Origin of the sequence: Staphylococcus lutrae, assembly GCF_002101335.1 — a bacterium.
GTDB classification, from domain to species: domain Bacteria; phylum Bacillota; class Bacilli; order Staphylococcales; family Staphylococcaceae; genus Staphylococcus; species Staphylococcus lutrae.
The window spans coordinates 1,504,551-1,530,316 of sequence record NZ_CP020773.1; the positions used below are offsets into that span (position 1 = coordinate 1,504,551).

Here is a 25,766-nt window from a genome sequence, read left to right on the forward strand (position 1 = left end):
ATTGAGTATTATATAAAAGTCGTCAAATTAAGTGGCAAACAAATTTAAAGTACTTGTAAAAAACTTAAACAAAGTGTAAAATTAACTATTGAAAAGTTTTCACAAAGCGGGTATTATAAAAAGGTACTCAACAAGAGTTGAATAAAAATTAAAAAACAATTTGTCTGGTGACTATGGCAAAGAGGTCACACCTGTTCCCATGCCGAACACAGAAGTTAAGCTCTTTAGCGCTGATGGTAGTTGGACTTACGTTCCGCGAGAGTAGGACGTTGCCAGGCATATTATAATGGAGAATTAGCTCAGCTGGGAGAGCATCTGCCTTACAAGCAGAGGGTCGGCGGTTCGAACCCGTCATTCTCCACCATGCCGGCCTAGCTCAATTGGTAGAGCAACTGACTTGTAATCAGTAGGTTGGGGGTTCAAGTCCTCTGGCCGGCACCATTTAATGAGCCATTAGCTCAGTTGGTAGAGCATCTGACTTTTAATCAGAGGGTCAGAGGTTCGAATCCTCTATGGCTCATCATTTGAATATGATTGAGCAGAAGTAGTTCAGCGGTAGAATACGACCTTGCCAAGGTCGGGGTCGCGGGTTCGAATCCCGTCTTCTGCTCCATTATTTTGCCGGGGTGGCGGAACTGGCAGACGCACAGGACTTAAAATCCTGCGGTGAGAGATCACCGTACCGGTTCGATTCCGGTCCTCGGCATCAATACGTTTCAGCGCCCGTAGCTCAATTGGATAGAGCGTTTGACTACGGATCAAAAGGTTATGGGTTCGACTCCTATCGGGCGCGCCATTTAATTTAAATAACGGGAAGTAGCTCAGCTTGGTAGAGCACTTGGTTTGGGACCAAGGGGTCGCAGGTTCAAATCCTGTCTTCCCGACTTTTCTAAAAATATGGGGGCTTAGCTCAGCTGGGAGAGCGCCTGCTTTGCACGCAGGAGGTCAGCGGTTCGATCCCGCTAGTCTCCACCATTATTTTTTAATATGAACATTGAAAACTGAATGACAATATGTCAACGTTAATTCCGATAATTTTGAGTACTTCAACAGTACTTTCGAGAGTGATTGACTTAAACAATCAATGAGCTATATCAAGCTTACTTCTTTTATGGAGAGTTTGATCCTGGCTCAGGATGAACGCTGGCGGCGTGCCTAATACATGCAAGTCGAGCGAACAGATGAGGAGCTTGCTCCTTTGACGTTAGCGGCGGACGGGTGAGTAACACGTGGGTAACCTACCTATAAGACTGGAATAACTCCGGGAAACCGGGGCTAATGCCGGATAATATGTTGAACCGCATGGTTCAACAGTGAAAGACGGTTTTGCTGTCACTTATAGATGGACCCGCGCCGTATTAGCTAGTTGGTGAGGTAACGGCTCACCAAGGCGACGATACGTAGCCGACCTGAGAGGGTGATCGGCCACACTGGAACTGAGACACGGTCCAGACTCCTACGGGAGGCAGCAGTAGGGAATCTTCCGCAATGGGCGAAAGCCTGACGGAGCAACGCCGCGTGAGTGATGAAGGTCTTCGGATCGTAAAGCTCTGTTGTTAGGGAAGAACACATGTGTAAGTCACTATGCACATCTTGACGGTACCTAACCAGAAAGCCACGGCTAACTACGTGCCAGCAGCCGCGGTAATACGTAGGTGGCAAGCGTTATCCGGAATTATTGGGCGTAAAGCGCGCGTAGGCGGTTTTTTAAGTCTGATGTGAAAGCCCACGGCTCAACCGTGGAGGGTCATTGGAAACTGGAAAACTTGAGTGCAGAAGAGGAAAGTGGAATTCCATGTGTAGCGGTGAAATGCGCAGAGATATGGAGGAACACCAGTGGCGAAGGCGGCTTTCTGGTCTGTAACTGACGCTGATGTGCGAAAGCGTGGGGATCAAACAGGATTAGATACCCTGGTAGTCCACGCCGTAAACGATGAGTGCTAAGTGTTAGGGGGTTTCCGCCCCTTAGTGCTGCAGCTAACGCATTAAGCACTCCGCCTGGGGAGTACGGTCGCAAGACTGAAACTCAAAGGAATTGACGGGGACCCGCACAAGCGGTGGAGCATGTGGTTTAATTCGAAGCAACGCGAAGAACCTTACCAAATCTTGACATCCTTTGACCGCTCTAGAGATAGATTTTTCCTCTTCGGAGGACAAAGTGACAGGTGGTGCATGGTTGTCGTCAGCTCGTGTCGTGAGATGTTGGGTTAAGTCCCGCAACGAGCGCAACCCTTGAACTTAGTTGCCATCATTCAGTTGGGCACTCTAAGTTGACTGCCGGTGACAAACCGGAGGAAGGTGGGGATGACGTCAAATCATCATGCCCCTTATGATTTGGGCTACACACGTGCTACAATGGACAATACAAAGGGCAGCGAAACCGCGAGGTCAAGCAAATCCCATAAAGTTGTTCTCAGTTCGGATTGTAGTCTGCAACTCGACTACATGAAGCTGGAATCGCTAGTAATCGTAGATCAGCATGCTACGGTGAATACGTTCCCGGGTCTTGTACACACCGCCCGTCACACCACGAGAGTTTGTAACACCCGAAGCCGGTGGAGTAACCATTTTGGAGCTAGCCGTCGAAGGTGGGACAAATGATTGGGGTGAAGTCGTAACAAGGTAGCCGTATCGGAAGGTGCGGCTGGATCACCTCCTTTCTAAGGATAATTACGGAATATCACCAACAGGTGATAGCGGATTAACGTGACATATTGTATTCAGTTTTGAATGCTCATCCATTTGAGGATTCAGAATGATTTGTACATTGAAAACTAGATAAGTAAGTATTGATTTTACCAAGCAAAACCGAGTGACAAGCGTTTAAAAGCTTGAAACAAAAAATGAATCGCTAGTCGTTGAAAAACGACTCACATAATTAATAACAGATTAAGTTATTAAGGGCGCACGGTGGATGCCTTGGCACTAGAAGCCGATGAAGGACGTTACTAACGACGATATGCTTTGGGGAGCTGTAAGTAAGCGTTGATCCAGAGATTTCCGAATGGGGAAACCCAGCACGAGTTATGTCGTGTTATCTGCATGTGAATACATAGCATGCAAGAAGGCAGACCCGGAGAACTGAAACATCTTAGTACCCGGAGGAAGAGAAAGAAAAATCGATTCCCTGAGTAGCGGCGAGCGAAACGGGAAGAGCCCAAACCAACAAGCTTGCTTGTTGGGGTTGTAGGACACTCTATACGGAGTTACAAAAGAATTTGTTAGACGAATAACCTGGAAAGGTTAATCAGAGAAGGTAATAATCCTGTAGTCGAAAACGAATTCTCTCTTGAGTGGATCCTGAGTACGACGGAGCACGTGAAATTCCGTCGGAATCTGGGAGGACCATCTCCTAAGGCTAAATACTCTCTAGTGACCGATAGTGAACCAGTACCGTGAGGGAAAGGTGAAAAGTACCCCGGAAGGGGAGTGAAAGAGAACTTGAAACCGTGTGCTTACAAGTAGTCAGAGCCCGTTAATGGGTGATGGCGTGCCTTTTGTAGAATGAACCGGCGAGTTACGATCTGATGCAAGGTTAAGCAGAAAATGTGGAGCCGTAGCGAAAGCGAGTCTGAATAGGGCGAATGAGTATTTGGTCGTAGACCCGAAACCAGGTGATCTACCCTTGGTCAGGTTGAAGTTCAGGTAACACTGAATGGAGGACCGAACCGACTTACGTTGAAAAGTGAGCGGATGAACTGAGGGTAGCGGAGAAATTCCAATCGAACTTGGAGATAGCTGGTTCTCTCCGAAATAGCTTTAGGGCTAGCCTCAAGTGATGATTATTGGAGGTAGAGCACTGTTTGGACGAGGGGCCCCTCTCGGGTTACCGAATTCAGACAAACTCCGAATGCCAAATAATTTAACTTGGGAGTCAGAACGTGGGTGATAAGGTCCATGTTCGAAAGGGAAACAGCCCAGACCACCAGCTAAGGTCCCAAAATATATGTTAAGTGGAAAAGGATGTGGCGTTGCCCAGACAACTAGGATGTTGGCTTAGAAGCAGCCATCATTTAAAGAGTGCGTAATAGCTCACTAGTCGAGTGACACTGCGCCGAAAATGTACCGGGGCTAAACATATTACCGAAGCTGTGGATTGTCCTTTGGACAATGGTAGGAGAGCGTTCTAAGGGCGTCGAAGCATGATCGCAAGGACATGTGGAGCGCTTAGAAGTGAGAATGCCGGTGTGAGTAGCGAAAGACGGGTGAGAATCCCGTCCACCGATTGACTAAGGTTTCCAGAGGAAGGCTCGTCCGCTCTGGGTTAGTCGGGTCCTAAGCTGAGGCCGAAAGGCGTAGGCGATGGATAACAGGTTGATATTCCTGTACCACCATGATTCGCTTTAAGCGATGGGGGACGCAGTAGGATAGGCGAAGCGTGCTGTTGGAGTGCACGTCTAAGCAGTGAGATTGAGTGTTAGGCAAATCCGGCACTCTTAAGATTGAGCTGTGATGGGGAGAGGAACTTGTTCCTCGAGTCGTTGATTTCACACTGCCAAGAAAAGCCTCTAGCTAGAATCAGGGTGCCCGTACCGCAAACCGACACAGGTAGTCAAGATGAGAATTCTAAGGTGAGCGAGCGAACTCTCGTTAAGGAACTCGGCAAAATGACCCCGTAACTTCGGGAGAAGGGGTGCTCTTTGGGGTTCACGCTCTGAAGAGCCGCAGTGAATAGGCCCAAGCGACTGTTTATCAAAAACACAGGTCTCTGCTAAACCGTAAGGTGACGTATAGGGGCTGACGCCTGCCCGGTGCTGGAAGGTTAAGAGGAGTGGTTAGCATCTGCGAAGCTACGAATCGAAGCCCCAGTAAACGGCGGCCGTAACTATAACGGTCCTAAGGTAGCGAAATTCCTTGTCGGGTAAGTTCCGACCCGCACGAAAGGCGTAACGATTTGGGCACTGTCTCAACGAGAGACTCGGTGAAATCATAGTACCGGTGAAGATGCCGGTTACCCGCGACAGGACGGAAAGACCCCGTGGAGCTTTACTGTAGCCTGATATTGAAATTCGGTACAGTTTGTACAGGATAGGTAGGAGCCTGAGAGACGTGAGCGCTAGCTTACGTGGAGGCGTTGGTGGGATACTACCCTCATTGTATTGGATTTCTAACCCGCAGCACTTATCGTGCTGGGAGACAGTGTCAGGCGGGCAGTTTGACTGGGGCGGTCGCCTCCTAAAGAGTAACGGAGGCGCTCAAAGGTTCCCTCAGAATGGTTGGAAATCATTCATAGAGTGTAAAGGCATAAGGGAGCTTGACTGCGAGACCTACAAGTCGAGCAGGGTCGAAAGACGGACTTAGTGATCCGGTGGTTCCGCATGGAAGGGCCATCGCTCAACGGATAAAAGCTACCCCGGGGATAACAGGCTTATCTCCCCAAGAGTTCACATCGACGGGGAGGTTTGGCACCTCGATGTCGGCTCATCGCATCCTGGGGCTGTAGTCGGTCCCAAGGGTTGGGCTGTTCGCCCATTAAAGCGGTACGCGAGCTGGGTTCAGAACGTCGTGAGACAGTTCGGTCCCTATCCGTCGTGGGCGTAGGAAATTTGAGAGGCGCTGTCCTTAGTACGAGAGGACCGGGATGGACATACCTCTGGTGTACCAGTTGTCGTGCCAACGGCATCGCTGGGTAGCTATGTATGGACGGGATAAGTGCTGAAAGCATCTAAGCATGAAGCCCCCTCGAGATGAGATTTCCCAACTTCGGTTATAAGATCCCTCAAAGATGATGAGGTGAATAGGTTCGATGTGGAAGCGTAGCGATACGTGGAGCTGACGAATACTAATCGATCGAAGACTTAATCAAAATGATGTTCATTAGGTTTTATTGATAAATACGATACTTACTATCTAGTTTTGAATGTATATACATTCATATACCATTGTTTGGTGACTATGGCAAAGAGGCTACACCTGTTCCCATGCCGAACACAGAAGTTAAGCTCTTTAGCGCCGATGGTAGTTGGACTTACGTTCCGCGAGAGTAGGACGTTGCCAAGCAAAACTTTTAATATGACCTGTTGGTCATTTTTTCTTGGAAAAATTAAAGAAAAATGATAAAAGTTGTTGACTCAGATGCGATGATTATGTATAATTAATTCTTGTCGAGTCAAAAAGAAATAACATGAACATTGAAAACTGAATGACAATATGTCAACGTTAATTCCGATAATTTTGAGTACTTCAACAGTACTTTCAAGAATGATTGACTTAAACAATCAACGAGCTATATCAAGCTTACTTCTTTTATGGAGAGTTTGATCCTGGCTCAGGATGAACGCTGGCGGCGTGCCTAATACATGCAAGTCGAGCGAACAGATGAGGAGCTTGCTCCTTTGACGTTAGCGGCGGACGGGTGAGTAACACGTGGGTAACCTACCTATAAGACTGGAATAACTCCGGGAAACCGGGGCTAATGCCGGATAATATGTTGAACCGCATGGTTCAACAGTGAAAGACGGTTTTGCTGTCACTTATAGATGGACCCGCGCCGTATTAGCTAGTTGGTGAGGTAACGGCTCACCAAGGCGACGATACGTAGCCGACCTGAGAGGGTGATCGGCCACACTGGAACTGAGACACGGTCCAGACTCCTACGGGAGGCAGCAGTAGGGAATCTTCCGCAATGGGCGAAAGCCTGACGGAGCAACGCCGCGTGAGTGATGAAGGTCTTCGGATCGTAAAGCTCTGTTGTTAGGGAAGAACACATGTGTAAGTCACTATGCACATCTTGACGGTACCTAACCAGAAAGCCACGGCTAACTACGTGCCAGCAGCCGCGGTAATACGTAGGTGGCAAGCGTTATCCGGAATTATTGGGCGTAAAGCGCGCGTAGGCGGTTTTTTAAGTCTGATGTGAAAGCCCACGGCTCAACCGTGGAGGGTCATTGGAAACTGGAAAACTTGAGTGCAGAAGAGGAAAGTGGAATTCCATGTGTAGCGGTGAAATGCGCAGAGATATGGAGGAACACCAGTGGCGAAGGCGGCTTTCTGGTCTGCAACTGACGCTGATGTGCGAAAGCGTGGGGATCAAACAGGATTAGATACCCTGGTAGTCCACGCTGTAAACGATGAGTGCTAAGTGTTAGGGGGTTTCCGCCCCTTAGTGCTGCAGCTAACGCATTAAGCACTCCGCCTGGGGAGTACGGTCGCAAGACTGAAACTCAAAGGAATTGACGGGGACCCGCACAAGCGGTGGAGCATGTGGTTTAATTCGAAGCAACGCGAAGAACCTTACCAAATCTTGACATCCTTTGACCGCTCTAGAGATAGAGTTTTCCTCTTCGGAGGACAAAGTGACAGGTGGTGCATGGTTGTCGTCAGCTCGTGTCGTGAGATGTTGGGTTAAGTCCCGCAACGAGCGCAACCCTTGAACTTAGTTGCCATCATTCAGTTGGGCACTCTAAGTTGACTGCCGGTGACAAACCGGAGGAAGGTGGGGATGACGTCAAATCATCATGCCCCTTATGATTTGGGCTACACACGTGCTACAATGGACAATACAAAGGGCAGCGAAACCGCGAGGTCAAGCAAATCCCATAAAGTTGTTCTCAGTTCGGATTGTAGTCTGCAACTCGACTACATGAAGCTGGAATCGCTAGTAATCGTAGATCAGCATGCTACGGTGAATACGTTCCCGGGTCTTGTACACACCGCCCGTCACACCACGAGAGTTTGTAACACCCGAAGCCGGTGGAGTAACCATTTTGGAGCTAGCCGTCGAAGGTGGGACAAATGATTGGGGTGAAGTCGTAACAAGGTAGCCGTATCGGAAGGTGCGGCTGGATCACCTCCTTTCTAAGGATAATTACGGAATATCACCAGCAGGTGATAGCGGATTAACGTGACATATTGTATTCAGTTTTGAATGCTCATCCATTTGAGGATTCAAAATTCAAATGGGCCTATAGCTCAGCCGGTTAGAGCGCACGCCTGATAAGCGTGAGGTCGGTGGTTCGAGTCCACTTAGGCCCACCATTTGAAATTGTACATTGAAAACTAGATAAGTAAGTATTGATTTTACCAAGCAAAACCGAGTGACAAGCGTTTAAAAGCTTGAAACAAAAAATGAATCGCTAGTCGTTGAAAAACGACTCACATAATTAATAACAGATTAAGTTATTAAGGGCGCACGGTGGATGCCTTGGCACTAGAAGCCGATGAAGGACGTTACTAACGACGATATGCTTTGGGGAGCTGTAAGTAAGCGTTGATCCAGAGATTTCCGAATGGGGAAACCCAGCACGAGTTATGTCGTGTTATCTGCATGTGAATACATAGCATGCAAGAAGGCAGACCCGGAGAACTGAAACATCTTAGTACCCGGAGGAAGAGAAAGAAAAATCGATTCCCTGAGTAGCGGCGAGCGAAACGGGAAGAGCCCAAACCAACAAGCTTGCTTGTTGGGGTTGTAGGACACTCTATACGGAGTTACAAAAGAATTTGTTAGACGAATAACCTGGAAAGGTTAATCAGAGAAGGTAATAATCCTGTAGTCGAAAACGAATTCTCTCTTGAGTGGATCCTGAGTACGACGGAGCACGTGAAATTCCGTCGGAATCTGGGAGGACCATCTCCTAAGGCTAAATACTCTCTAGTGACCGATAGTGAACCAGTACCGTGAGGGAAAGGTGAAAAGTACCCCGGAAGGGGAGTGAAAGAGAACTTGAAACCGTGTGCTTACAAGTAGTCAGAGCCCGTTAATGGGTGATGGCGTGCCTTTTGTAGAATGAACCGGCGAGTTACGATCTGATGCAAGGTTAAGCAGAAAATGTGGAGCCGTAGCGAAAGCGAGTCTGAATAGGGCGAATGAGTATTTGGTCGTAGACCCGAAACCAGGTGATCTACCCTTGGTCAGGTTGAAGTTCAGGTAACACTGAATGGAGGACCGAACCGACTTACGTTGAAAAGTGAGCGGATGAACTGAGGGTAGCGGAGAAATTCCAATCGAACTTGGAGATAGCTGGTTCTCTCCGAAATAGCTTTAGGGCTAGCCTCAAGTGATGATTATTGGAGGTAGAGCACTGTTTGGACGAGGGGCCCCTCTCGGGTTACCGAATTCAGACAAACTCCGAATGCCAAATAATTTAACTTGGGAGTCAGAACGTGGGTGATAAGGTCCATGTTCGAAAGGGAAACAGCCCAGACCACCAGCTAAGGTCCCAAAATATATGTTAAGTGGAAAAGGATGTGGCGTTGCCCAGACAACTAGGATGTTGGCTTAGAAGCAGCCATCATTTAAAGAGTGCGTAATAGCTCACTAGTCGAGTGACACTGCGCCGAAAATGTACCGGGGCTAAACATATTACCGAAGCTGTGGATTGTCCTTTGGACAATGGTAGGAGAGCGTTCTAAGGGCGTCGAAGCATGATCGCAAGGACATGTGGAGCGCTTAGAAGTGAGAATGCCGGTGTGAGTAGCGAAAGACGGGTGAGAATCCCGTCCACCGATTGACTAAGGTTTCCAGAGGAAGGCTCGTCCGCTCTGGGTTAGTCGGGTCCTAAGCTGAGGCCGAAAGGCGTAGGCGATGGATAACAGGTTGATATTCCTGTACCACCATGATTCGCTTTAAGCGATGGGGGGACGCAGTAGGATAGGCGAAGCGTGCTGTTGGAGTGCACGTCTAAGCAGTGAGATTGAGTGTTAGGCAAATCCGGCACTCTTAAGATTGAGCTGTGATGGGGAGAGGAACTTGTTCCTCGAGTCGTTGATTTCACACTGCCAAGAAAAGCCTCTAGCTAGAATCAGGGTGCCCGTACCGCAAACCGACACAGGTAGTCAAGATGAGAATTCTAAGGTGAGCGAGCGAACTCTCGTTAAGGAACTCGGCAAAATGACCCCGTAACTTCGGGAGAAGGGGTGCTCTTTGGGGTTCACGCTCTGAAGAGCCGCAGTGAATAGGCCCAAGCGACTGTTTATCAAAAACACAGGTCTCTGCTAAACCGTAAGGTGACGTATAGGGGCTGACGCCTGCCCGGTGCTGGAAGGTTAAGAGGAGTGGTTAGCATCTGCGAAGCTACGAATCGAAGCCCCAGTAAACGGCGGCCGTAACTATAACGGTCCTAAGGTAGCGAAATTCCTTGTCGGGTAAGTTCCGACCCGCACGAAAGGCGTAACGATTTGGGCACTGTCTCAACGAGAGACTCGGTGAAATCATAGTACCGGTGAAGATGCCGGTTACCCGCGACAGGACGGAAAGACCCCGTGGAGCTTTACTGTAGCCTGATATTGAAATTCGGTACAGTTTGTACAGGATAGGTAGGAGCCTGAGAGACGTGAGCGCTAGCTTACGTGGAGGCGTTGGTGGGATACTACCCTCATTGTATTGGATTTCTAACCCGCAGCACTTATCGTGCTGGGAGACAGTGTCAGGCGGGCAGTTTGACTGGGGCGGTCGCCTCCTAAAGAGTAACGGAGGCGCTCAAAGGTTCCCTCAGAATGGTTGGAAATCATTCATAGAGTGTAAAGGCATAAGGGAGCTTGACTGCGAGACCTACAAGTCGAGCAGGGTCGAAAGACGGACTTAGTGATCCGGTGGTTCCGCATGGAAGGGCCATCGCTCAACGGATAAAAGCTACCCCGGGGATAACAGGCTTATCTCCCCCAAGAGTTCACATCGACGGGGAGGTTTGGCACCTCGATGTCGGCTCATCGCATCCTGGGGCTGTAGTCGGTCCCAAGGGTTGGGCTGTTCGCCCATTAAAGCGGTACGCGAGCTGGGTTCAGAACGTCGTGAGACAGTTCGGTCCCTATCCGTCGTGGGCGTAGGAAATTTGAGAGGCGCTGTCCTTAGTACGAGAGGACCGGGATGGACATACCTCTGGTGTACCAGTTGTCGTGCCAACGGCATCGCTGGGTAGCTATGTATGGACGGGATAAGTGCTGAAAGCATCTAAGCATGAAGCCCCCCTCGAGATGAGATTTCCCAACTTCGGTTATAAGATCCCTCAAAGATGATGAGGTGAATAGGTTCGATGTGGAAGCGTAGCGATACGTGGAGCTGACGAATACTAATCGATCGAAGACTTAATCAAAATGATGTTCATTAGGTTTTATTGATAAATACGATACTTACTATCTAGTTTTGAATGTATACACATTCAATATGATGAATCTGGTGCCAATGGCAAAGAGGTCACACCTGTTCCCATGCCGAACACAGAAGTTAAGCTCTTTAGCGCCGATGGTAGTCGGACTTACGTTCCGCGAGAGTAGGACGGTGCCAGGTTATCGAAAGCTTCAAAGCAATGGTATTCTATTGCTTTGAAGCTTTTTCTTTTTGAAACTTTTGGCATGCCTCTCTATTAAGAGCTCTTCGCATTCATTCTGTTTTTCTTTCAGGTTCTATACTTTTAACGGTTGGTGAGTTTTTCAGGTTCTATACTTTTAACGGTTGGTGAGTTTTTCACTGGCCGTTATTTTTGTTTTAAATACAAAAATAGCACAAATATCTCTATAATTGTAAGTGACAAAACCAACAAATTAAGGAGAGATATTCGTGCCTATGTATAATGATATATCAGAAATGATTGGAATAAAAGTATCAAATTTAAAAATCACTGAATGTTTAGGTATTCAAACCTTCAAGAACGTTCAATCATTGTTTTATAAAGGGGTTTTAACTTATCAACCTAAAGGTTGTGAGTGTTGTGGTATCAAGAATGAGCAACACACAGTTATTAAAAATGGCTTTCGCAGTACAAGAGTGTATATGGGGCTTATTCTTGAAAGGCCTAGTTATCTTGTGTTAAAAAAGCAACGCTTCTATTGTAAAGCTTGTGGTCAAACTTTTACGGCTAAAACACCATATATAGAACCGCGTTGTACAATTTCTAATGACGTAAAACTAATGGTGACGAGAAAGCTCGCCACTGTCATATCTGAAAAAGATATAGCGAATAGTGTTTTAGTTTCACCTTCAACTGTTCATCGGTATTTGAAAGACCTAGGGGAAGCAGTAAAAACACAACCTAGTGATATATTGCCCCAACATTTATCCTTTGATGAATTTAAGTCAACTAATGATGTCGACAGCTCTATGAGCTTTATATACTGTGATAGTATCACGCATGATATTATTGATATCTTGCCAGATCGACGTAAGTTCAAGTTGGAAGAATACTTTTTAAGATTCTCAAGAAAGCAGCGTGAAGGAGTTAAAAGTGTTTCTATTGATATGTATCCACCATACATGTCGCTAATTCAATCATTATTTCCCAATGCAGATATTATCTTAGACCGTTTTCATATTGTTCAAGCGGTTAACCGTGAAATCAATCACAGTCGCGTTAAAACAATGAATAGTTTTAAGACTAAAGAAAAACCCAAGTACAATAAATTAAAACGGTATTGGAAGCTTTTATTAAAATCTCCAATTGAATTAGACAGAGTCCATTATCACTCGTTCAGACTTTTTAATACATGGCATAGTCAGTATAGTTTAGTACAATTCTTGTTAACTTTTGATGAAGAATTCCAATTAACGTATGAAGCAGGACATCATATTCTAGAAACCCTAAGATCAAATAACATTGAACAATTAGAGGAAGCATTACAACGTTCGAAGAGTTTAAATATTTCAAATGGACTCAAACGTGTTATTAACACACTCATAAAATATATACCTTATATTTCAAATACGATTCAAAATCCTCATTTGACCAATGGTCCAATTGAAGGTATTAACAATAAAATAAAGCTTATTAAGCGTGTCTCTTATGGTTATAGAAATTTTTATAACTTTAGAAATAGGATTTTAATTATTTCAAGGTTATACGTAAGTGAATATAAAAAACGTACTAAGCAACAAAAAATTGCCACTTAGTACGATATTTCTTCACCAACCGACGTTGACAAAGAGCCTTCTTTCAATCTGTCTCTCACTCCTATACAATGAAATGTGCCGTTATCTTCTCTTTATGAGACTTGTTTATTGCGAGATTTTCACAATAATGATAAAAATAGATATGTTGAGGCAAGTGATCATTTGAATTGGAGGTGAATGCGCTTGTTTCGTTATTTGAAGAAAGTGGTCTATCTTGATATACATAAAATTGATTTGCAACGTGGATTTCGCCAAGGTCTTTTGATGTTGATTCCTTTACTTTATGGTTGGATTTTTAATGACTTTTCAAGTGCGCTATTAGCGACGATTGGAACGTTTGCCAATATTTATGTCTTTAAAGGGCCTTTTACCTCACGTATTCGTTCGGTCGTATTTGCAGCAATGGGACTGGTCGTTACGATGATGATTGGTACTTTAACGGCAGGGATTCCTTTACTTTTTGGTATTTTCCTATTGTTTGTTGCAGTCATTCCATATTATGTTTTTAATACCCTTGATATTGTTGGACCTGCATCCACATTTTTTATCATTGGTTTTAGTTTATCTAGTGTCATGCCAATAGAGCCTTCTTCCTTTTTAATACGTGGTGCGATAGTGGGTATAGGGGGAATACTTGCTATTTTGTTTGTATTGATTGCGTCTATTTTAAGCAAAGAAACACCTGAATTTGACGCAGTTTCTAATGAGTTTCGACAATTGCAGCAAATGGTACAGCATTTTAATGATCAAGTGAAATTTAATGCATTAACTAAAACGACTGTACAAACGTTAATTGCAACATCAGAGACGTTGAAAGCCTCGCGGGCACTGATGAAGAAGAAAACTTTAGCTGTGCAGCGTTTAACGTTGCTTCACCATGCAGCTGAAGGGGTTTATTCTGAATTACTGGAGTTAAATGCGAAAGGTCATCGCCCAATACCTGCCATTATTCCGGAAATGATGACAGATGTCGTCATACGTGTGACAGATCAAACGCAACAAAAGACGACATGGAAGAAAGCGATATCGGTCTCGCCTGAATTTGACACATTGGTGGAGCTGATTTTTAAGATAGATGAAGTGTTGGATAGCCCTCAAGAACAAGTTGAAAAGCATGTACGTATGCAATCGCCACAATATTGGAATCGATTACGTTACCACTTAACACCAGAGTCTATGAATTTTATTTCTGCAGCTAAATATACTTTAATCATGGGGGTTGCGATTTTAGTTGCCTTGTTATTTAATTTTGAGCGTGCGTATTGGATTCCATTGAGTGCGCATACGGTTTTACTCGGTGGAACAACCGTTGCAAGTATTGAGCGTGCAGGGGCAAGATGGATTGGTACATGCGTGGGCATTGTGATAGTCATTGGCTTTTTATTATTAGAGCCACATACCGCCATGATTATCCTTGCACTTTGTTTCAGTGGGATGGTCACTGAAACTTTAATCGGTGCGAATTATACACTTGCGATGATTGCGATTACCAGTCAAGTGGTATTACTCGCAGGTTTGGCACAAGGGCAATTAACTTTAGATATTGCAATTCCACGTTTATTGGATACAACGGTCGGAATCTTAATTGCAGTCATAGGTATTCTCTTGATTGGCAGACGTCTGGCTTCTAAATATTTGCCAGAGATGATGGCCCAAGTGACACGTATGGAAGCGCAAATTTTTCATACGATTTTTTCCAATACCCCATACGATAATGAGATGTTTATCCAACGAGATCGCCTGAAGTTGAAAATACGTATTGAAAATATGGAAGCGATGTATCGTTTCGCATATGGTGAATTATTATCCAATCAAAAGCGGACACAATACTTTTATCCTGCTATGTTTATACTCGAACAAATGAGTTTTAAATTATTACAAGCGATGTATGATCAGCAACGGCCGATGATCAGTGAGGAAGAGATGGGGCAATATTTAGTGACATTTGAAAATATTGCTAAACTATTTGAGAAGGGGCAACGTCAAGAGGCGATTGTGATGCTTCCTGAAATGCCACGTTATGCGCAACTACGACGTTTTTTAATGCAACTTCAACAAATTGAGCTGTATGATTATCAAAACAGAAGAAATCCACATTTATTAAAAGATTGAAACATATCAAATAGGAGCACGCGGTGTACGACTGGTTATGTCTCCCGCGTGCTTTTTATTGGAAATCATTTGAAGTAAAGCAACGAATCAGTTGGGCAATGTGTTGATCAAGTTCACATATCGGAATGCCTCCAAATCCTAGCACAAATCGAGGGGGTTGGACTTGCTTGTTGTGATAAAGATAATGAGAAAGTGGTTTCATATCTATTTCAAAGTGTGTCAGGCGCTCCAAACAAGTTTTTTCACTCCAACCATTTTTTATCGTAATGATAAAGTGCATCCCCGTTTTTTCACCGGAAACGTCAAAAACATGTGGATAGCGCATCAGTTGTGTGAGAATGATATCCCGTTTTTGACGGTAAATTTTACGCATTCGATTTAAATGCCTTTCAAACTGATTGGTCTCCATAAATCGTGCCACCATATATTGCGTATGGCGGGGAACGGTCCCCCCTTCGATATGAGTGGTGCGTTGATAGAGTGATAACAGTGGTTTGGGTAACACCGCATAAGCAATTCGAATCGTTGGTGAAATCGATTTTGAAAAGGTGCTTACATAAATGACACGACCCGCTTGATCTAAGCTTTGAAGTGCAGGAATGGGCTTACCTTCATAGCGGAATTCTGAATCATAATCATCCTCAATGATAAAACGGTGGGGCTGTGCAGTCGCCCATTTTAAAAGGCGCATCCGGTTTTTTAAATGCATGGTCACACCTGTTGGGAATTGATGACTGGGTGTAATGTACACGATATGATGGGATTGATGTGACGTATCTTCAATGACAATGCCCTCTTTTTCGACTGGAATGAAGTGATAAGGAATATGCTTACGTTTGAGCACTTGATGGACTTGAGGATAAATCGGGTCTTCTAAAATAAACTTTTTCGTGTCGGGCAATAAGTCTGTAATCATTGATAATAATTGTTCAGTAGATGAAGCAACGATGACTTGTTCAGGCGTTGACTGTACCCCACGACTGTGAAATAAATAATGACTAATTTGCGTTCTTAATGCAAGATCCCCCTGTTTATGACCCGGTTCAATCAGGTGAAATTGTAATTCTTCAAATGCTTCTTTCGCATACTTCCGAAATTGCTCGAAAGGGAAATGATGTTGATCAATGGTCCCTAATTTAAACGCGTAAGTTAAATTTGGAAAAGGAGGGTGAACTTGGGAAAGACTTTCCAACTCTACCGATTGCGTAAAAGGAAGCGTGTCGATATCACTGACGAAAAATCCAGATTTAGCACGACTATAGATATAGCCTTCATCCACCAGTTGTGCGTATGCACTTTCAACGGTCGTTTGACTGACTGATAAATATTGGCTCAGTTGCCGTTTAGAGGGGAGTTTTTCACCTTCATGCATCTGTCCTTTAATAATACTTTGTTTAATATTTTCATATAACTGAAGATAAATAGGTTGGGCGAGTGATTTATCAATATGAAACATTAACATTTCCATAGGCATCTCCAATCTGACCAGGTTAGTTTTTGTAATTCTGACACTTTAAGCGGTTCAGATAATAGTATAAGCTACATGTGTAAATAATAAAAGGGAGTGAAAACACCTATGTCAAAACAAATCGGTTCAGAACGTGTTAAACGAGGTATGGCAGAAATGCAAAAAGGTGGCGTCATCATGGATGTCGTCAACGCAGAACAAGCCAAAATTGCAGAAGAAGCAGGGGCAGTCGCTGTCATGGCGCTTGAGCGTGTACCATCAGATATTCGTGCGGCTGGAGGTGTGGCGCGTGCATGTAACCCTTCAATTGTAGAAGAAGTGATGAACGCGGTCTCTATTCCAGTTATGGCAAAATGTCGTATTGGTCATATTACAGAAGCAAGAGTATTAGAAGCGATGGGCGTGGACTACATTGACGAATCAGAAGTCCTTACGCCTGCAGATGAAGTGTTCCATTTGAAGAAAAGCGATTATACAGTTCCGTTTGTATGTGGCTGTCGTAATCTAGGTGAAGCCGCGCGTCGTATTGGCGAAGGTGCTGCAATGTTACGGACGAAAGGTGAGCCAGGAACAGGAAATATCGTTGAAGCGGTACGTCATATGCGCCAAGTCAATCAAGAAGTGAAGCGCATCACAGTCATGAGTGATGATGAATTAATGACTGAAGCGAAAAACCTAGGTGCACCTTATGAGATTTTAAAAGATATTAAAGCACATGGCCGACTACCAGTTGTAAACTTTGCGGCTGGAGGCGTGGCAACACCACAAGATGCGGCTTTAATGATGGAATTAGGTGCTGACGGCGTTTTCGTTGGGTCAGGAATTTTCAAATCAGAAGACCCTGAAATGTTTGCAAAAGCAATTGTTCAAGCGACAACACATTATCAAGATTACAAATTGATCGGTGAATTAGCGAAAAAATTAGGTACGGCAATGAAAGGATTAGATATCCAGAAATTGTCATTAGAAGAACGCATGCAAGAGCGTGGTTGGTAAGATGAAAATTGGTGTTTTAGCATTACAAGGTGCAGTTCGTGAACATCTTCGTCATATTGAATTGGCAGGTCATGAAGGAATTCCTGTAAAAAAAGTAGAACAACTCGAAGAAATTGATGGATTGATTATTCCAGGAGGAGAATCGACGACTTTGCGCCGTTTAATGAACCTATACGGCTTTAAAGCGGCATTACGTGAATCATCACTCCCGATGTTTGGAACATGTGCAGGTCTCATTGTCCTTGCGAAAGATATTGTTGGAGAAGAAGGTTATCTTCAAAAACTAGATATCACCGTAGAGCGAAATTCATTCGGTCGTCAAGTGGATAGTTTTGAAGCTGAACTCGATATCAAAGGTATAGACCAACCTATTGAAGGTGTATTTATTCGTGCCCCTCATATCCAATCGGTTGAATCTGCAGTTGAAATACTTGGAGAAATTGATGGAAAAATCATCGCTGTACAACAAGGCCGTTATTTAGGTGTCTCTTTCCACCCTGAATTAACAGATGATTATCGTATCACACAATATTTTATTGAGCACGTCATGACACACGCATAAAGATAAAACATGCCGATGATGTAAGGAATCACGCCACTTCAACATTAGTGATTCAGTACGGAGGCATGTTTTTTTGATTACAACCTATAATTTATTGTGCACTTTTAAAAATGAGTGGCAATGTGAATGGAATATAGTATAATGTATCTAGAGGTTTTAGTACTCTGTTATTTTAGGTATAAGTGATACTCAGCTTGTGCATCTTCTTTTAATTGTTTAGTTTTAGTACTCTGTTATTTTAGGTATAAGTGATACATTCGTTATCATTCGGAAAGATAAAACCGAGTTTTAGTACTCTGTTATTTTAGGTATAAGTGATACAAAAAAGTTTTATCAATCCGCAGCTTAGTTGTTTTAGTACTCTGTTATTTTAGGTATAAGTGATACACAAAGTGTATGCACTGTGCTATACTTAATGTTTTAGTACTCTGTTATTTTAGGTATAAGTGATACAGGAGTTAGAGAATACTTTCGACAACTGGCGTTTTAGTACTCTGTTATTTTAGGTATAAGTGATACACTCCACGCACCTGAGGGGCTTTCGTCTCTGTTTTAGTACTCTGTTATTTTAGGTATAAGTGATACATAGTGATGTTGGCGAGCCTAAATTAATTTGTTTTAGTACTCTGTTATTTTAGGTATAAGTGATACAATAATCAAAACTCGATAAAAAAACTTTAAAGTTTTAGTACTCTTTTATTTTAGGTATAAATGATACATGAATGGTTTTAATATAATGACGATTTGAACCGTGAGTGATACGTTGAGGGGCTTCCTTAATTATCAAAATCGGTTTTTGAACTATGTTGTTTCTGATGTGTGAAACAATGTTCAAAAAAGGCTTGCCATACACTTAATATGTGGTACAATATAATTGTGAGTACTGAAGTGTACTTATACCTAAAATGACAGAACCTACTAAAACAAGACAATATGTCGTGTTTATCCCGCTAATCTATTAGTGGGATTTTTCTATATCAAATGTGAGCGGAGTAGGTTTGGATGAAATGGGAGGGACATGTATGCGTAATAGTTATATATTGGGTCTGGATATCGGTATTACTTCTGTTGGTTATGGCATCATTGATCGTGTCACAAGAGAGGTTATCGATGCAGGTGTCCGTTTATTTCCAGAGGCCAATGTTGAAAATAATGAAGGACGAAGAAGCAAAAGAGGGGCGCGTCGTTTAAAAAGAAGACGAATTCATCGCTTAAATCGAATCAAACAATTGCTTAAAAATGCTGGATTGTTAGAAGGCGACGTACTTCCTAAAAGTACGAATCCTTATGAGATTAGAGTGAGAGGTTTGCGTTCACCATTGACTAAAGATGAATTGGTAATTGCATTGTTACATATCGCTAAAAGAAGAGGTATTCACAACATCAATATTGTAGGTGATGATGAAGAAACGGATAGTACTTTATCTACAACAGCGCAGTTAAAGAAAAATGAGAAAGCATTAAAAGGTCAATTTGTATGTGAACTTCAATTAGACAGATTAGCGAACGCGCATCAAGTTCGAGGAGAGAAAAATAGATTTAAAACGGAAGATATTGTTAAAGAGGTACGTGCATTACTCCAACAACAACAAAATTTTCACAATATTGACAATTCATTCGTTGAGCAATACATAGCGTTACTTGAAAGTCGACGTACTTATTATGAAGGTCCGGGTGAAGGGAGCCCGTATGGATGGGATGGAGATATTAAGAAATGGTACGAAATGTTGATGGGGTATTGTACATATTTCCCAGAAGAATTGAGAAGTGTGAAGTACGCTTACACTGCAGATTTATTCAATGCGTTGAATGATTTGAATAACTTAGTGATTACACGAGATGACAATTCAAAATTAACTTATGCTGAAAAATATCACATCATAGAGAATGTGTTTAAGCAAAAAAAGGTGCCGACATTAAAACAAATTGCTAAAGAAATCGGTGTCAATGAAAGCGATATCAAAGGTTATCGAATCAATAAATCAGAAAAGCCGCTGTTCACATCGTTTAAGTTGTATCATGATTTAAAGTCGGTGTTCAGTGATCCAACGAAGCTTGAAGATATCGATTTACTTGATCGTATTGCTGTCGTTTTAACGATGTATCAAGATGCAGAGAGTATGAAAGCGGCATTGAATACATTTCCAGAAGTGTTTTCAGAAGCAGAAAAAGAGAAACTGAGTGCGTTAACGGGTTATGCCGGCACACATCGATTATCGTTAAAGTGTATGAATTTGTTAATTCCTGATTTATGGCAAACGTCATTAAATCAAATGGAATTGTTTGTGAAGCTCAACCTCAAACCTCAAAAACTAGATTTGTCTCAATGTCATCAAATTCCAACGCAACTTGTCGATGAATTTATTTTATCTCCTGTTGTTAAACGTGCATTTACACAATCCATCAAGGTTATCAACGCAATTATCCAAAAGTATGGCTTGCCTGATGATATTATTATAGAGTTAGCAAGAGAAAAAAATAGTGCGGATAAACGAAAGTTTTTAAATCAATTACAGAAAAAGAATGAAAAGGCGCGACATGAAATCAATACATTAGTCGCGCAGTATGGTCAACCGAATGCCAAGCGTTTAGTAGAGAAAATTACGCTTCATCAACAACAAGAAGGGAAATGTTTATATTCGCTTAAAGACATTCCTTTAGAACAATTGCTCAAGCAACCTTATTTATACGAAGTGGATCATATCATTCCGCGTTCCGTCTCGTTTGATAATTCTATGCAGAATAAAGTTTTAGTATTGGCTGAAGAAAACGCCAAAAAAGGGAACCAAACGCCATACCAATATTTGAATTCGAGAGAGGCTTCGATGACTTATCCGGAATTCAAACAACATATTTTAAACTTGAGTAAGGCTAAAGATCGAATCTCTAAAAAGAAAAGAAATTATTTATTAGAAGAAAGAGATATTAATAAATTTGATGTTCAAAAAGACTTTATCAATAGAAACTTAGTGGATACAAGATATGCGACACGTGAGTTAGCTTCATTGTTAAAAGCATATTTTAAAACGCATGAATTACCTGTAAAGGTGAAAACGATTAATGGTGGATTTACGCATTATTTAAGAAAAGTGTGGAAGTTTGATAAAGATCGAAACAAAGGATATAAACATCATGCTGAGGATGCTTTGATTATTGCAAATGCTGATTTTCTATTTAAAAATCAAACTTTAAATAAAATCGAAGCGATACTGAATGAACCTGGACGTGAAGTGGAATCTGATACTGTCAAAGTGCAGAGTGAAGATAATTATCAAGACTTGTTTGAAAATACGAAAAAAGCGTTTGCTATTAAAAACTTTAAAGACTTTAAGTTCTCTCATCGCGTCGATCAGAAACCTAATCGACAATTAGTGAATGACACCCTTTATTCGACACGCGAAGTGAATGAAGATTTGTACGTCGTTCAAACATTAAAAGATATATATAGTAAAGACAATAAAGATGTTAAACGCTTGTTTGATAAACAACCAGAAAAGTTTTTAATGTTTCAACATGACCCGGAAACATTTAAGAAATTTGAACTCGCAATGAAACAATATGCAGAAGAGAAAAATCCATTAGCGCGTTATTATGAAGAACAAGGGTATATCACAAAATATGCCAAAAAAGGAGATGGCCCACCTGTTAAAAGTTTGAAGTATATCGGAAAAAAAGTTGGAAAGCATTTAGATGTAACGGGTGATTACGAGGATTCGAATCGAAAGTTAGTTAAACTGTCGTTGAAGTCGTTTCGCTTTGATATATACCATACAGATAAAGGATATAAAATGGTTCCTATTACTTATTTAGATGTACAAAAGAAAGAAAAATATTATTATATCCCAACAGAAAAGTATGAGGCGCTTAAACAGGAAAAAGGCATCAATCAAAACGCTCAATTTATAGGATCGTTTTATTATAATGACCTCATTGAATTTGATGGAGAACTTTATCGTGTTATCGGAATCAATAATGGAGATAAAAACTTAGTTGAATTGGATATGGTGGATATCAGATATAAAGAATACTGTGAGCTCAATAGTATTACGACGACACCAAGGATTGTTAAAACCATTAGTCCTAAGACGCAATCCATTGAAAAATATACGACAGATATTTTAGGAAATTTGTATAAGGCACAACCTGGCAAAAAGCCACAATTCATTTTTAATAAGGATGAAGACTAATGGCATGGAGAATTGTATATGTAGCAGAGGTGAATCGACTTTCCCTTAACCTAAACAGTCTTAAAATTGTAAAAGGAGATGACGAATATAAAATTCCTTTAAATGATATTTTTGCAATCGTGATAGAAGATTTAACTGTTTCAATTACGGCACGTTTATTAGTTGAGCTCTCAGATTATAATATCCTTGTTATCTTTTGTAATCAAAAACATTTACCAGAATGTGTGATGCAGCCTGTGTCTGGCCATTATAGGCAGTATAACCAAACCCGTGCACAACTTTCTTGGGATCATGCGAGAAAAGAAGAATTATGGAAATGGATTGTGAAGAAAAAAATCAACAATCAAATAGAATGCATGAAACATTGTCAAATTGATAATGAAAGAATTGAAAAGATGTATGAATTGTATCGCTCTGTACAAATTTTTGATAAAAACAATATTGAAGGGCAAGCAGCAAAATATTATTTTAATAGTTTTTTTACGAATTTCAACCGAGATAATGAGGATTTGCTTGAAAATGCAGTCTTAAACTATGGTTATGCTATTTTAAATGCTGCGATAGGAAGAACCTTAGTTGCAAAAGGTTTAATCCCTTCATTAGGCATACATCATATCGGTGGGCGTAATCATTTTAATCTTGCCTCTGATTTGATTGAACCTTTTCGACCATTAGTTGATTTGTACTTAATGAAATATCCGCCTGAATCGTTTATGACGAAAGAATATCGTGTCAAGTTAGTGAATCTTTTACATGCAAGGGTTGAGATTGATGGGAAGATGCAAACGGTCATAAGAGCTATTGAATTGATGATTCAATCTGTCATTGATTATTTTCGAGAAGGACAAACATCCTTATTAATGTTTCCAAATCTTGCTAAATACGCTTTTTATGAGTTATAGATTTATGCGAGTCATCTTAATGTTTGACCTACCTGTTGAAACGAAGCAACAAAGAAGGATATATAGTAAGTTTAGGAAACGGCTACTCGAAAATGGATTTCTAATGATGCAATATTCAATCTATGTCAAAAGTGTCATCAATCGTGATGCAGCGACACTAAGTGTCAATCAGATTAAACAGTTTTTACCAAGAGAAGGCCATGTCCGTGCATTAATGATTACAGAGAAGCAATATGAAAAAATGCAAATTTTACTTGGAGAAGAAGATAAAAATAGTGTGATTTTAGGGGAAAATCGAACAATATTATTTTAGAGGTTATTTGAAATGGAGAAAATAGTGTGGGAATTAAAAAGCGAAGGGCTTCATTCTATTGAATTGAACATTGAAAACTATACATCTATATATAATGAGTTTGATACAAGAGAAGAAGATATTTTACAAACCATTTATGGCTATTTTCAAAAACGGGCATCTAATAAAGCGTATGTCACGATAATTGACAAGGCAGATGGAGAGGTCATTCCCTCTCAACGCTATCAATGTTGGTTGGTTAATCATGAATTTATTGAAAAAGAATTTGAACTTGCTCAAACCAGTTTATTGAACAAAAAAATTGTTCGACAACTCAAAGAAAATTATGAAATAGAAAGCTACTTGCATACGATGAATGTATTACTTGAAGATTTAGTTCAATTCGTTGATCATGGGTTGCCCATTAAACCTAAACCTTTTGATTACAAAGCATTTTCAAAGCATCTACAGTTCAAGTTTGATGATCATGTTGATTATTATAGATTGATTAATCGGCTAGAAAGGATGCTGCCACTCATTGTTGAAGAAATGGAACAAATTTCAAATCATAGAACCTTGCTTATTTACACTTATCCAGAGGCGAATTTAAGTCCGAAAGAACAAATTCAGTTCAGAAAATGTTTGGAAAGCTTAAATATACCGGTCATCACATTAACGGGGTCAGCGCATTTTCTTTCTAGAAATCTGATGGGAATGAATTATATTAGAAGAGATCGACAATTGATTAATATGCGGTGGTTAAATCAATTGGTTTGGGATGCACCGATGAATTACGAAATGGATGAAATTATGGTGAGCTTAAAGCGTTTCATTCATTTGTATCAGGACAAGTTAGAGATGACCCCCTTGATTTCAAATCATCGCTTAGCCGATATCATGTTATTTGACCCGATTGATATTTATGTTGGATTCTCATTTATGAGATATGCGGAACAAGCTTTTACTACAGATATGGATTGGGGTGTATTGCCAGAACCGGTGAGTCGCTATATGCAGCACTTGTTATAAATGGATGAGAAGATGATAAAAAAAGGCACAGCATTCATTGCTTACGTGAATGTTGTGCCTTTTCTAATATGAATATCATGAATTACAAGAAAAATCCTGCAATTGTCGCAGAAATGAATGATACGAGTGTTGCACCAAACAATAATTTCAAGCCGAAACGTGCGACGATATCTCCCTTTTCATCATGTAATGATTTAATTGCACCTGAGATGATGCCGATTGAGCTAAAGTTTGCAAATGAAACTAAGAATACAGAGACAACACCTAAAGAACGCTCTGTTAAGCCATGGACTTTACCCAGTTCAGTCATGGCTACGAATTCATTGGACAATAACTTTGTCGCCATAATCGATCCAGCATCCACGGCATCGTTCCAAGGAATCCCTGTTAAAAACGCTAATGGCGCAAAGATAAAACCAATTAATGTTTGGAAGTTCCAATCCAATGTACCACCAGAAACGAGGCTGATGATTCCCCCAATGAGCCCATTTAACAATGAAATTAAAGCGATATAACCAATCAACATCGCCCCTACAATCACTGCGACTTTAAAACCATCTAAAATATACTCACCTAACATTTCAAAGAAAGACTGCTGTTTCTTTTCTGTATCAATCAGAAGCTTATCATCTTCCTCATTGACTTTATAAGGATTGATAATCGACGCGATGATGAAGCCGCCAAATAAGTTCAATACAACGGCTGTAACAACATACTTAGGATCAATAAGTGTGAAGTAAGCGCCAATGATGGAGGCTGATACAGTTGACATTGCAGATGCAGTTAATGTATACAAGCGTTGTTTTGTAATATAAGGCAATTGTTTTTTTAACGAAATAAACACTTCAGATTGCCCTAAAATTGCAGCTGCAACCGCATTGTACGACTCTAAGCGACCCATACCATTAATTTTTGAGATTAAAAAGCCTAGAACGTTAATGATCAATGGTAAAATCTTCGTGTATTGTAAAATACCGATGAGTGCTGAAATGAATACAATCGGTAATAATACACTTAAGAAGAATGACATCGCTCCGTCATTCAGTAATCCACCGAAGACGAAATTGACACCGACTGCCGCTTGTTTCAGTAAATATTCAAAGCCTTTTGCGATACCACCGACAATTTTAATACCAATATCTGTTTTGAGTAGGAAAAAGGCTAAAATCAACTGAATAACAAGCATCAGTCCGATGTAATGCCAACGCACGTTCTTTTTGTCTGAACTTGCAACGAGTGCGAGGGCTAAGAAAACAACAATCCCGATGACCCCAATTAAAATATGCATGTGAGTTCCACCTCTGTTTTTCTAATAAATTTTCACTAAGACTATCATACAACAAAAATGTAAGCAGTAACATAACTATTTTGGGAATTTAAAATCAAATTGGTTGA

At 41.6% G+C, this 25,766-nt stretch carries 10 protein-coding genes, 9 tRNA genes, 7 rRNA genes and 1 CRISPR repeat array; of the genes, 24 read left to right on the forward strand and 2 right to left on the reverse strand.

The genetic code is table 11. The features are described 5' to 3' along the window. Positions 1 to 163: 163 nt before the first annotated feature. The 18 genes from rrf (B5P37_RS06895) to B5P37_RS06980 all read left to right on the forward strand — a co-directional run bounded on the left by rrf (B5P37_RS06895) (position 164) and on the right by B5P37_RS06980 (position 14,935). Positions 164 to 278: ribosomal RNA gene (gene rrf, locus B5P37_RS06895) — 5S ribosomal RNA — on the forward strand. A 10-nt stretch (positions 279 to 288) separates the two neighbouring features. After that, positions 289 to 364, forward strand: a tRNA-Val gene (locus B5P37_RS06900). Position 365: 1 nt separating this feature from the next. Continuing rightward, positions 366 to 441: transfer RNA gene (locus B5P37_RS06905), tRNA-Thr, on the forward strand. 6 nt (positions 442 to 447) lie between these two features. After that, positions 448 to 520, forward strand: a tRNA-Lys gene (locus tag B5P37_RS06910). An 18-nt stretch (positions 521 to 538) separates the two neighbouring features. Continuing rightward, positions 539 to 613, forward strand: a tRNA-Gly gene (locus tag B5P37_RS06915). 7 nt (positions 614 to 620) lie between these two features. Then, positions 621 to 706 (forward strand) — tRNA-Leu (locus B5P37_RS06920). A 13-nt stretch (positions 707 to 719) separates the two neighbouring features. After that, positions 720 to 796 (forward strand) — tRNA-Arg (locus B5P37_RS06925). Between the two features lie 14 nt (positions 797 to 810). Continuing rightward, positions 811 to 884, forward strand: a tRNA-Pro gene (locus tag B5P37_RS06930). A 15-nt stretch (positions 885 to 899) separates the two neighbouring features. Continuing rightward, positions 900 to 975: transfer RNA gene (locus tag B5P37_RS06935), tRNA-Ala, on the forward strand. Between the two features lie 133 nt (positions 976 to 1,108). Beyond that, positions 1,109 to 2,660 (forward strand): 16S ribosomal RNA (locus B5P37_RS06940). A 227-nt stretch (positions 2,661 to 2,887) separates the two neighbouring features. After that, positions 2,888 to 5,806: ribosomal RNA gene (locus B5P37_RS06945) — 23S ribosomal RNA — on the forward strand. A gap of 79 nt (positions 5,807 to 5,885) precedes the next feature. Further along, positions 5,886 to 6,000: ribosomal RNA gene (rrf, locus tag B5P37_RS06950) — 5S ribosomal RNA — on the forward strand. A 245-nt stretch (positions 6,001 to 6,245) separates the two neighbouring features. Then, positions 6,246 to 7,797: ribosomal RNA gene (locus B5P37_RS06955) — 16S ribosomal RNA — on the forward strand. A 103-nt stretch (positions 7,798 to 7,900) separates the two neighbouring features. Then, positions 7,901 to 7,977: transfer RNA gene (locus B5P37_RS06960), tRNA-Ile, on the forward strand. A gap of 134 nt (positions 7,978 to 8,111) precedes the next feature. Next, a 23S ribosomal RNA gene (locus tag B5P37_RS06965) occupies positions 8,112 to 11,033 on the forward strand. 79 nt (positions 11,034 to 11,112) lie between these two features. Then, positions 11,113 to 11,227, forward strand: a 5S ribosomal RNA gene (gene rrf / locus B5P37_RS06970). The 16S, 23S and 5S rRNA genes sit together here with 9 tRNA genes alongside, the layout of an rRNA operon. 276 nt (positions 11,228 to 11,503) lie before the next feature. Further along, complete coding sequence (locus B5P37_RS06975) at positions 11,504 to 12,823, forward strand: ISL3 family transposase (RefSeq protein WP_085238400.1); 1,320 nt, start codon at positions 11,504 to 11,506, stop codon at positions 12,821 to 12,823. Between the two features lie 183 nt (positions 12,824 to 13,006). Next, the gene (locus tag B5P37_RS06980; protein ID WP_240622366.1) at positions 13,007 to 14,935 is read left to right on the forward strand and encodes an FUSC family protein; all 1,929 of its coding nucleotides are present in this window, start codon (positions 13,007 to 13,009) and stop codon (positions 14,933 to 14,935) included. 55 nt (positions 14,936 to 14,990) lie between these two features. On the opposite strand, the gene pdxR is transcribed toward B5P37_RS06980, so the two are convergent. Then, positions 14,991 to 16,403, reverse strand: coding sequence for a MocR-like pyridoxine biosynthesis transcription factor PdxR (pdxR, locus tag B5P37_RS06985; protein WP_085237536.1), 1,413 nt, complete (start codon positions 16,401 to 16,403; stop codon positions 14,991 to 14,993). Between the two features lie 108 nt (positions 16,404 to 16,511). Here pdxR and pdxS point away from each other — a divergent pair, with 108 nt between their 5' ends. The 6 genes from pdxS (at position 16,512) to B5P37_RS07015 (ending at position 24,371) form a co-directional block, all read left to right on the forward strand. After that, a complete protein-coding gene (gene pdxS, locus B5P37_RS06990) occupies positions 16,512 to 17,399 on the forward strand; it encodes a pyridoxal 5'-phosphate synthase lyase subunit PdxS (protein ID WP_085237537.1) in 888 nt (295 codons plus the stop codon). A gap of 1 nt (position 17,400) precedes the next feature. Beyond that, the gene (gene pdxT / locus B5P37_RS06995) at positions 17,401 to 17,961 is read left to right on the forward strand and encodes a pyridoxal 5'-phosphate synthase glutaminase subunit PdxT (RefSeq protein WP_085237538.1); all 561 of its coding nucleotides are present in this window, start codon (positions 17,401 to 17,403) and stop codon (positions 17,959 to 17,961) included. 153 nt (positions 17,962 to 18,114) lie between these two features. Beyond that, a CRISPR array of direct repeats spans positions 18,115 to 18,680; the repeat unit is 37 nt; unit sequence GTTTTAGTACTCTGTTATTTTAGGTATAAGTGATACA. Between the two features lie 303 nt (positions 18,681 to 18,983). After that, entirely contained in the window at positions 18,984 to 22,148 is a 3,165-nt protein-coding gene (cas9, locus tag B5P37_RS07000; RefSeq protein WP_085237539.1) for a type II CRISPR RNA-guided endonuclease Cas9, read from the forward strand. Further along, positions 22,148 to 23,050 (forward strand): type II CRISPR-associated endonuclease Cas1, encoded by a 903-nt coding sequence (gene cas1, locus B5P37_RS07005; protein ID WP_085237540.1) that lies wholly within the window; start codon positions 22,148 to 22,150, stop codon positions 23,048 to 23,050. The genes cas9 and cas1 overlap by 1 nt, the downstream gene beginning before the upstream one ends. 4 nt (positions 23,051 to 23,054) lie before the next feature. After that, complete coding sequence (cas2, locus tag B5P37_RS07010; protein ID WP_085237541.1) at positions 23,055 to 23,363, forward strand: CRISPR-associated endonuclease Cas2; 309 nt, start codon at positions 23,055 to 23,057, stop codon at positions 23,361 to 23,363. Positions 23,364 to 23,375: 12 nt separating this feature from the next. After that, positions 23,376 to 24,371, forward strand: coding sequence for a hypothetical protein (locus tag B5P37_RS07015; RefSeq protein WP_085237542.1), 996 nt, complete (start codon positions 23,376 to 23,378; stop codon positions 24,369 to 24,371). Between the two features lie 82 nt (positions 24,372 to 24,453). On the opposite strand, the gene B5P37_RS07020 is transcribed toward B5P37_RS07015, so the two are convergent. Further along, entirely contained in the window at positions 24,454 to 25,659 is a 1,206-nt protein-coding gene (locus B5P37_RS07020) for a NupC/NupG family nucleoside CNT transporter (protein WP_085237543.1), read from the reverse strand. Positions 25,660 to 25,766 lie beyond the last annotated feature (107 nt).

Excerpts from the sequence above, each read along its gene's own strand:
- B5P37_RS06975 (WP_085238400.1), top strand. The coding sequence starts at position 11,504 with ATGTATAATGATATATCAGAAATGATTGGAATAAAAGTATCAAATTTA.
- pdxR (WP_085237536.1), bottom strand. The coding sequence starts at position 16,403 with ATGGAAATGTTAATGTTTCATATTGATAAATCACTCGCCCAACCTATT.
- pdxS (WP_085237537.1), top strand. The coding sequence starts at position 16,512 with ATGTCAAAACAAATCGGTTCAGAACGTGTTAAACGAGGTATGGCAGAA.
- pdxT (WP_085237538.1), top strand. The coding sequence starts at position 17,401 with ATGAAAATTGGTGTTTTAGCATTACAAGGTGCAGTTCGTGAACATCTT.
- cas9 (WP_085237539.1), top strand. The coding sequence starts at position 18,984 with ATGCGTAATAGTTATATATTGGGTCTGGATATCGGTATTACTTCTGTT.
- cas1 (WP_085237540.1), top strand. The coding sequence starts at position 22,148 with ATGGCATGGAGAATTGTATATGTAGCAGAGGTGAATCGACTTTCCCTT.
- cas2 (WP_085237541.1), top strand. The coding sequence starts at position 23,055 with ATGCGAGTCATCTTAATGTTTGACCTACCTGTTGAAACGAAGCAACAA.
- B5P37_RS07015 (WP_085237542.1), top strand. The coding sequence starts at position 23,376 with ATGGAGAAAATAGTGTGGGAATTAAAAAGCGAAGGGCTTCATTCTATT.
- B5P37_RS07020 (WP_085237543.1), bottom strand. The coding sequence starts at position 25,659 with ATGCATATTTTAATTGGGGTCATCGGGATTGTTGTTTTCTTAGCCCTC.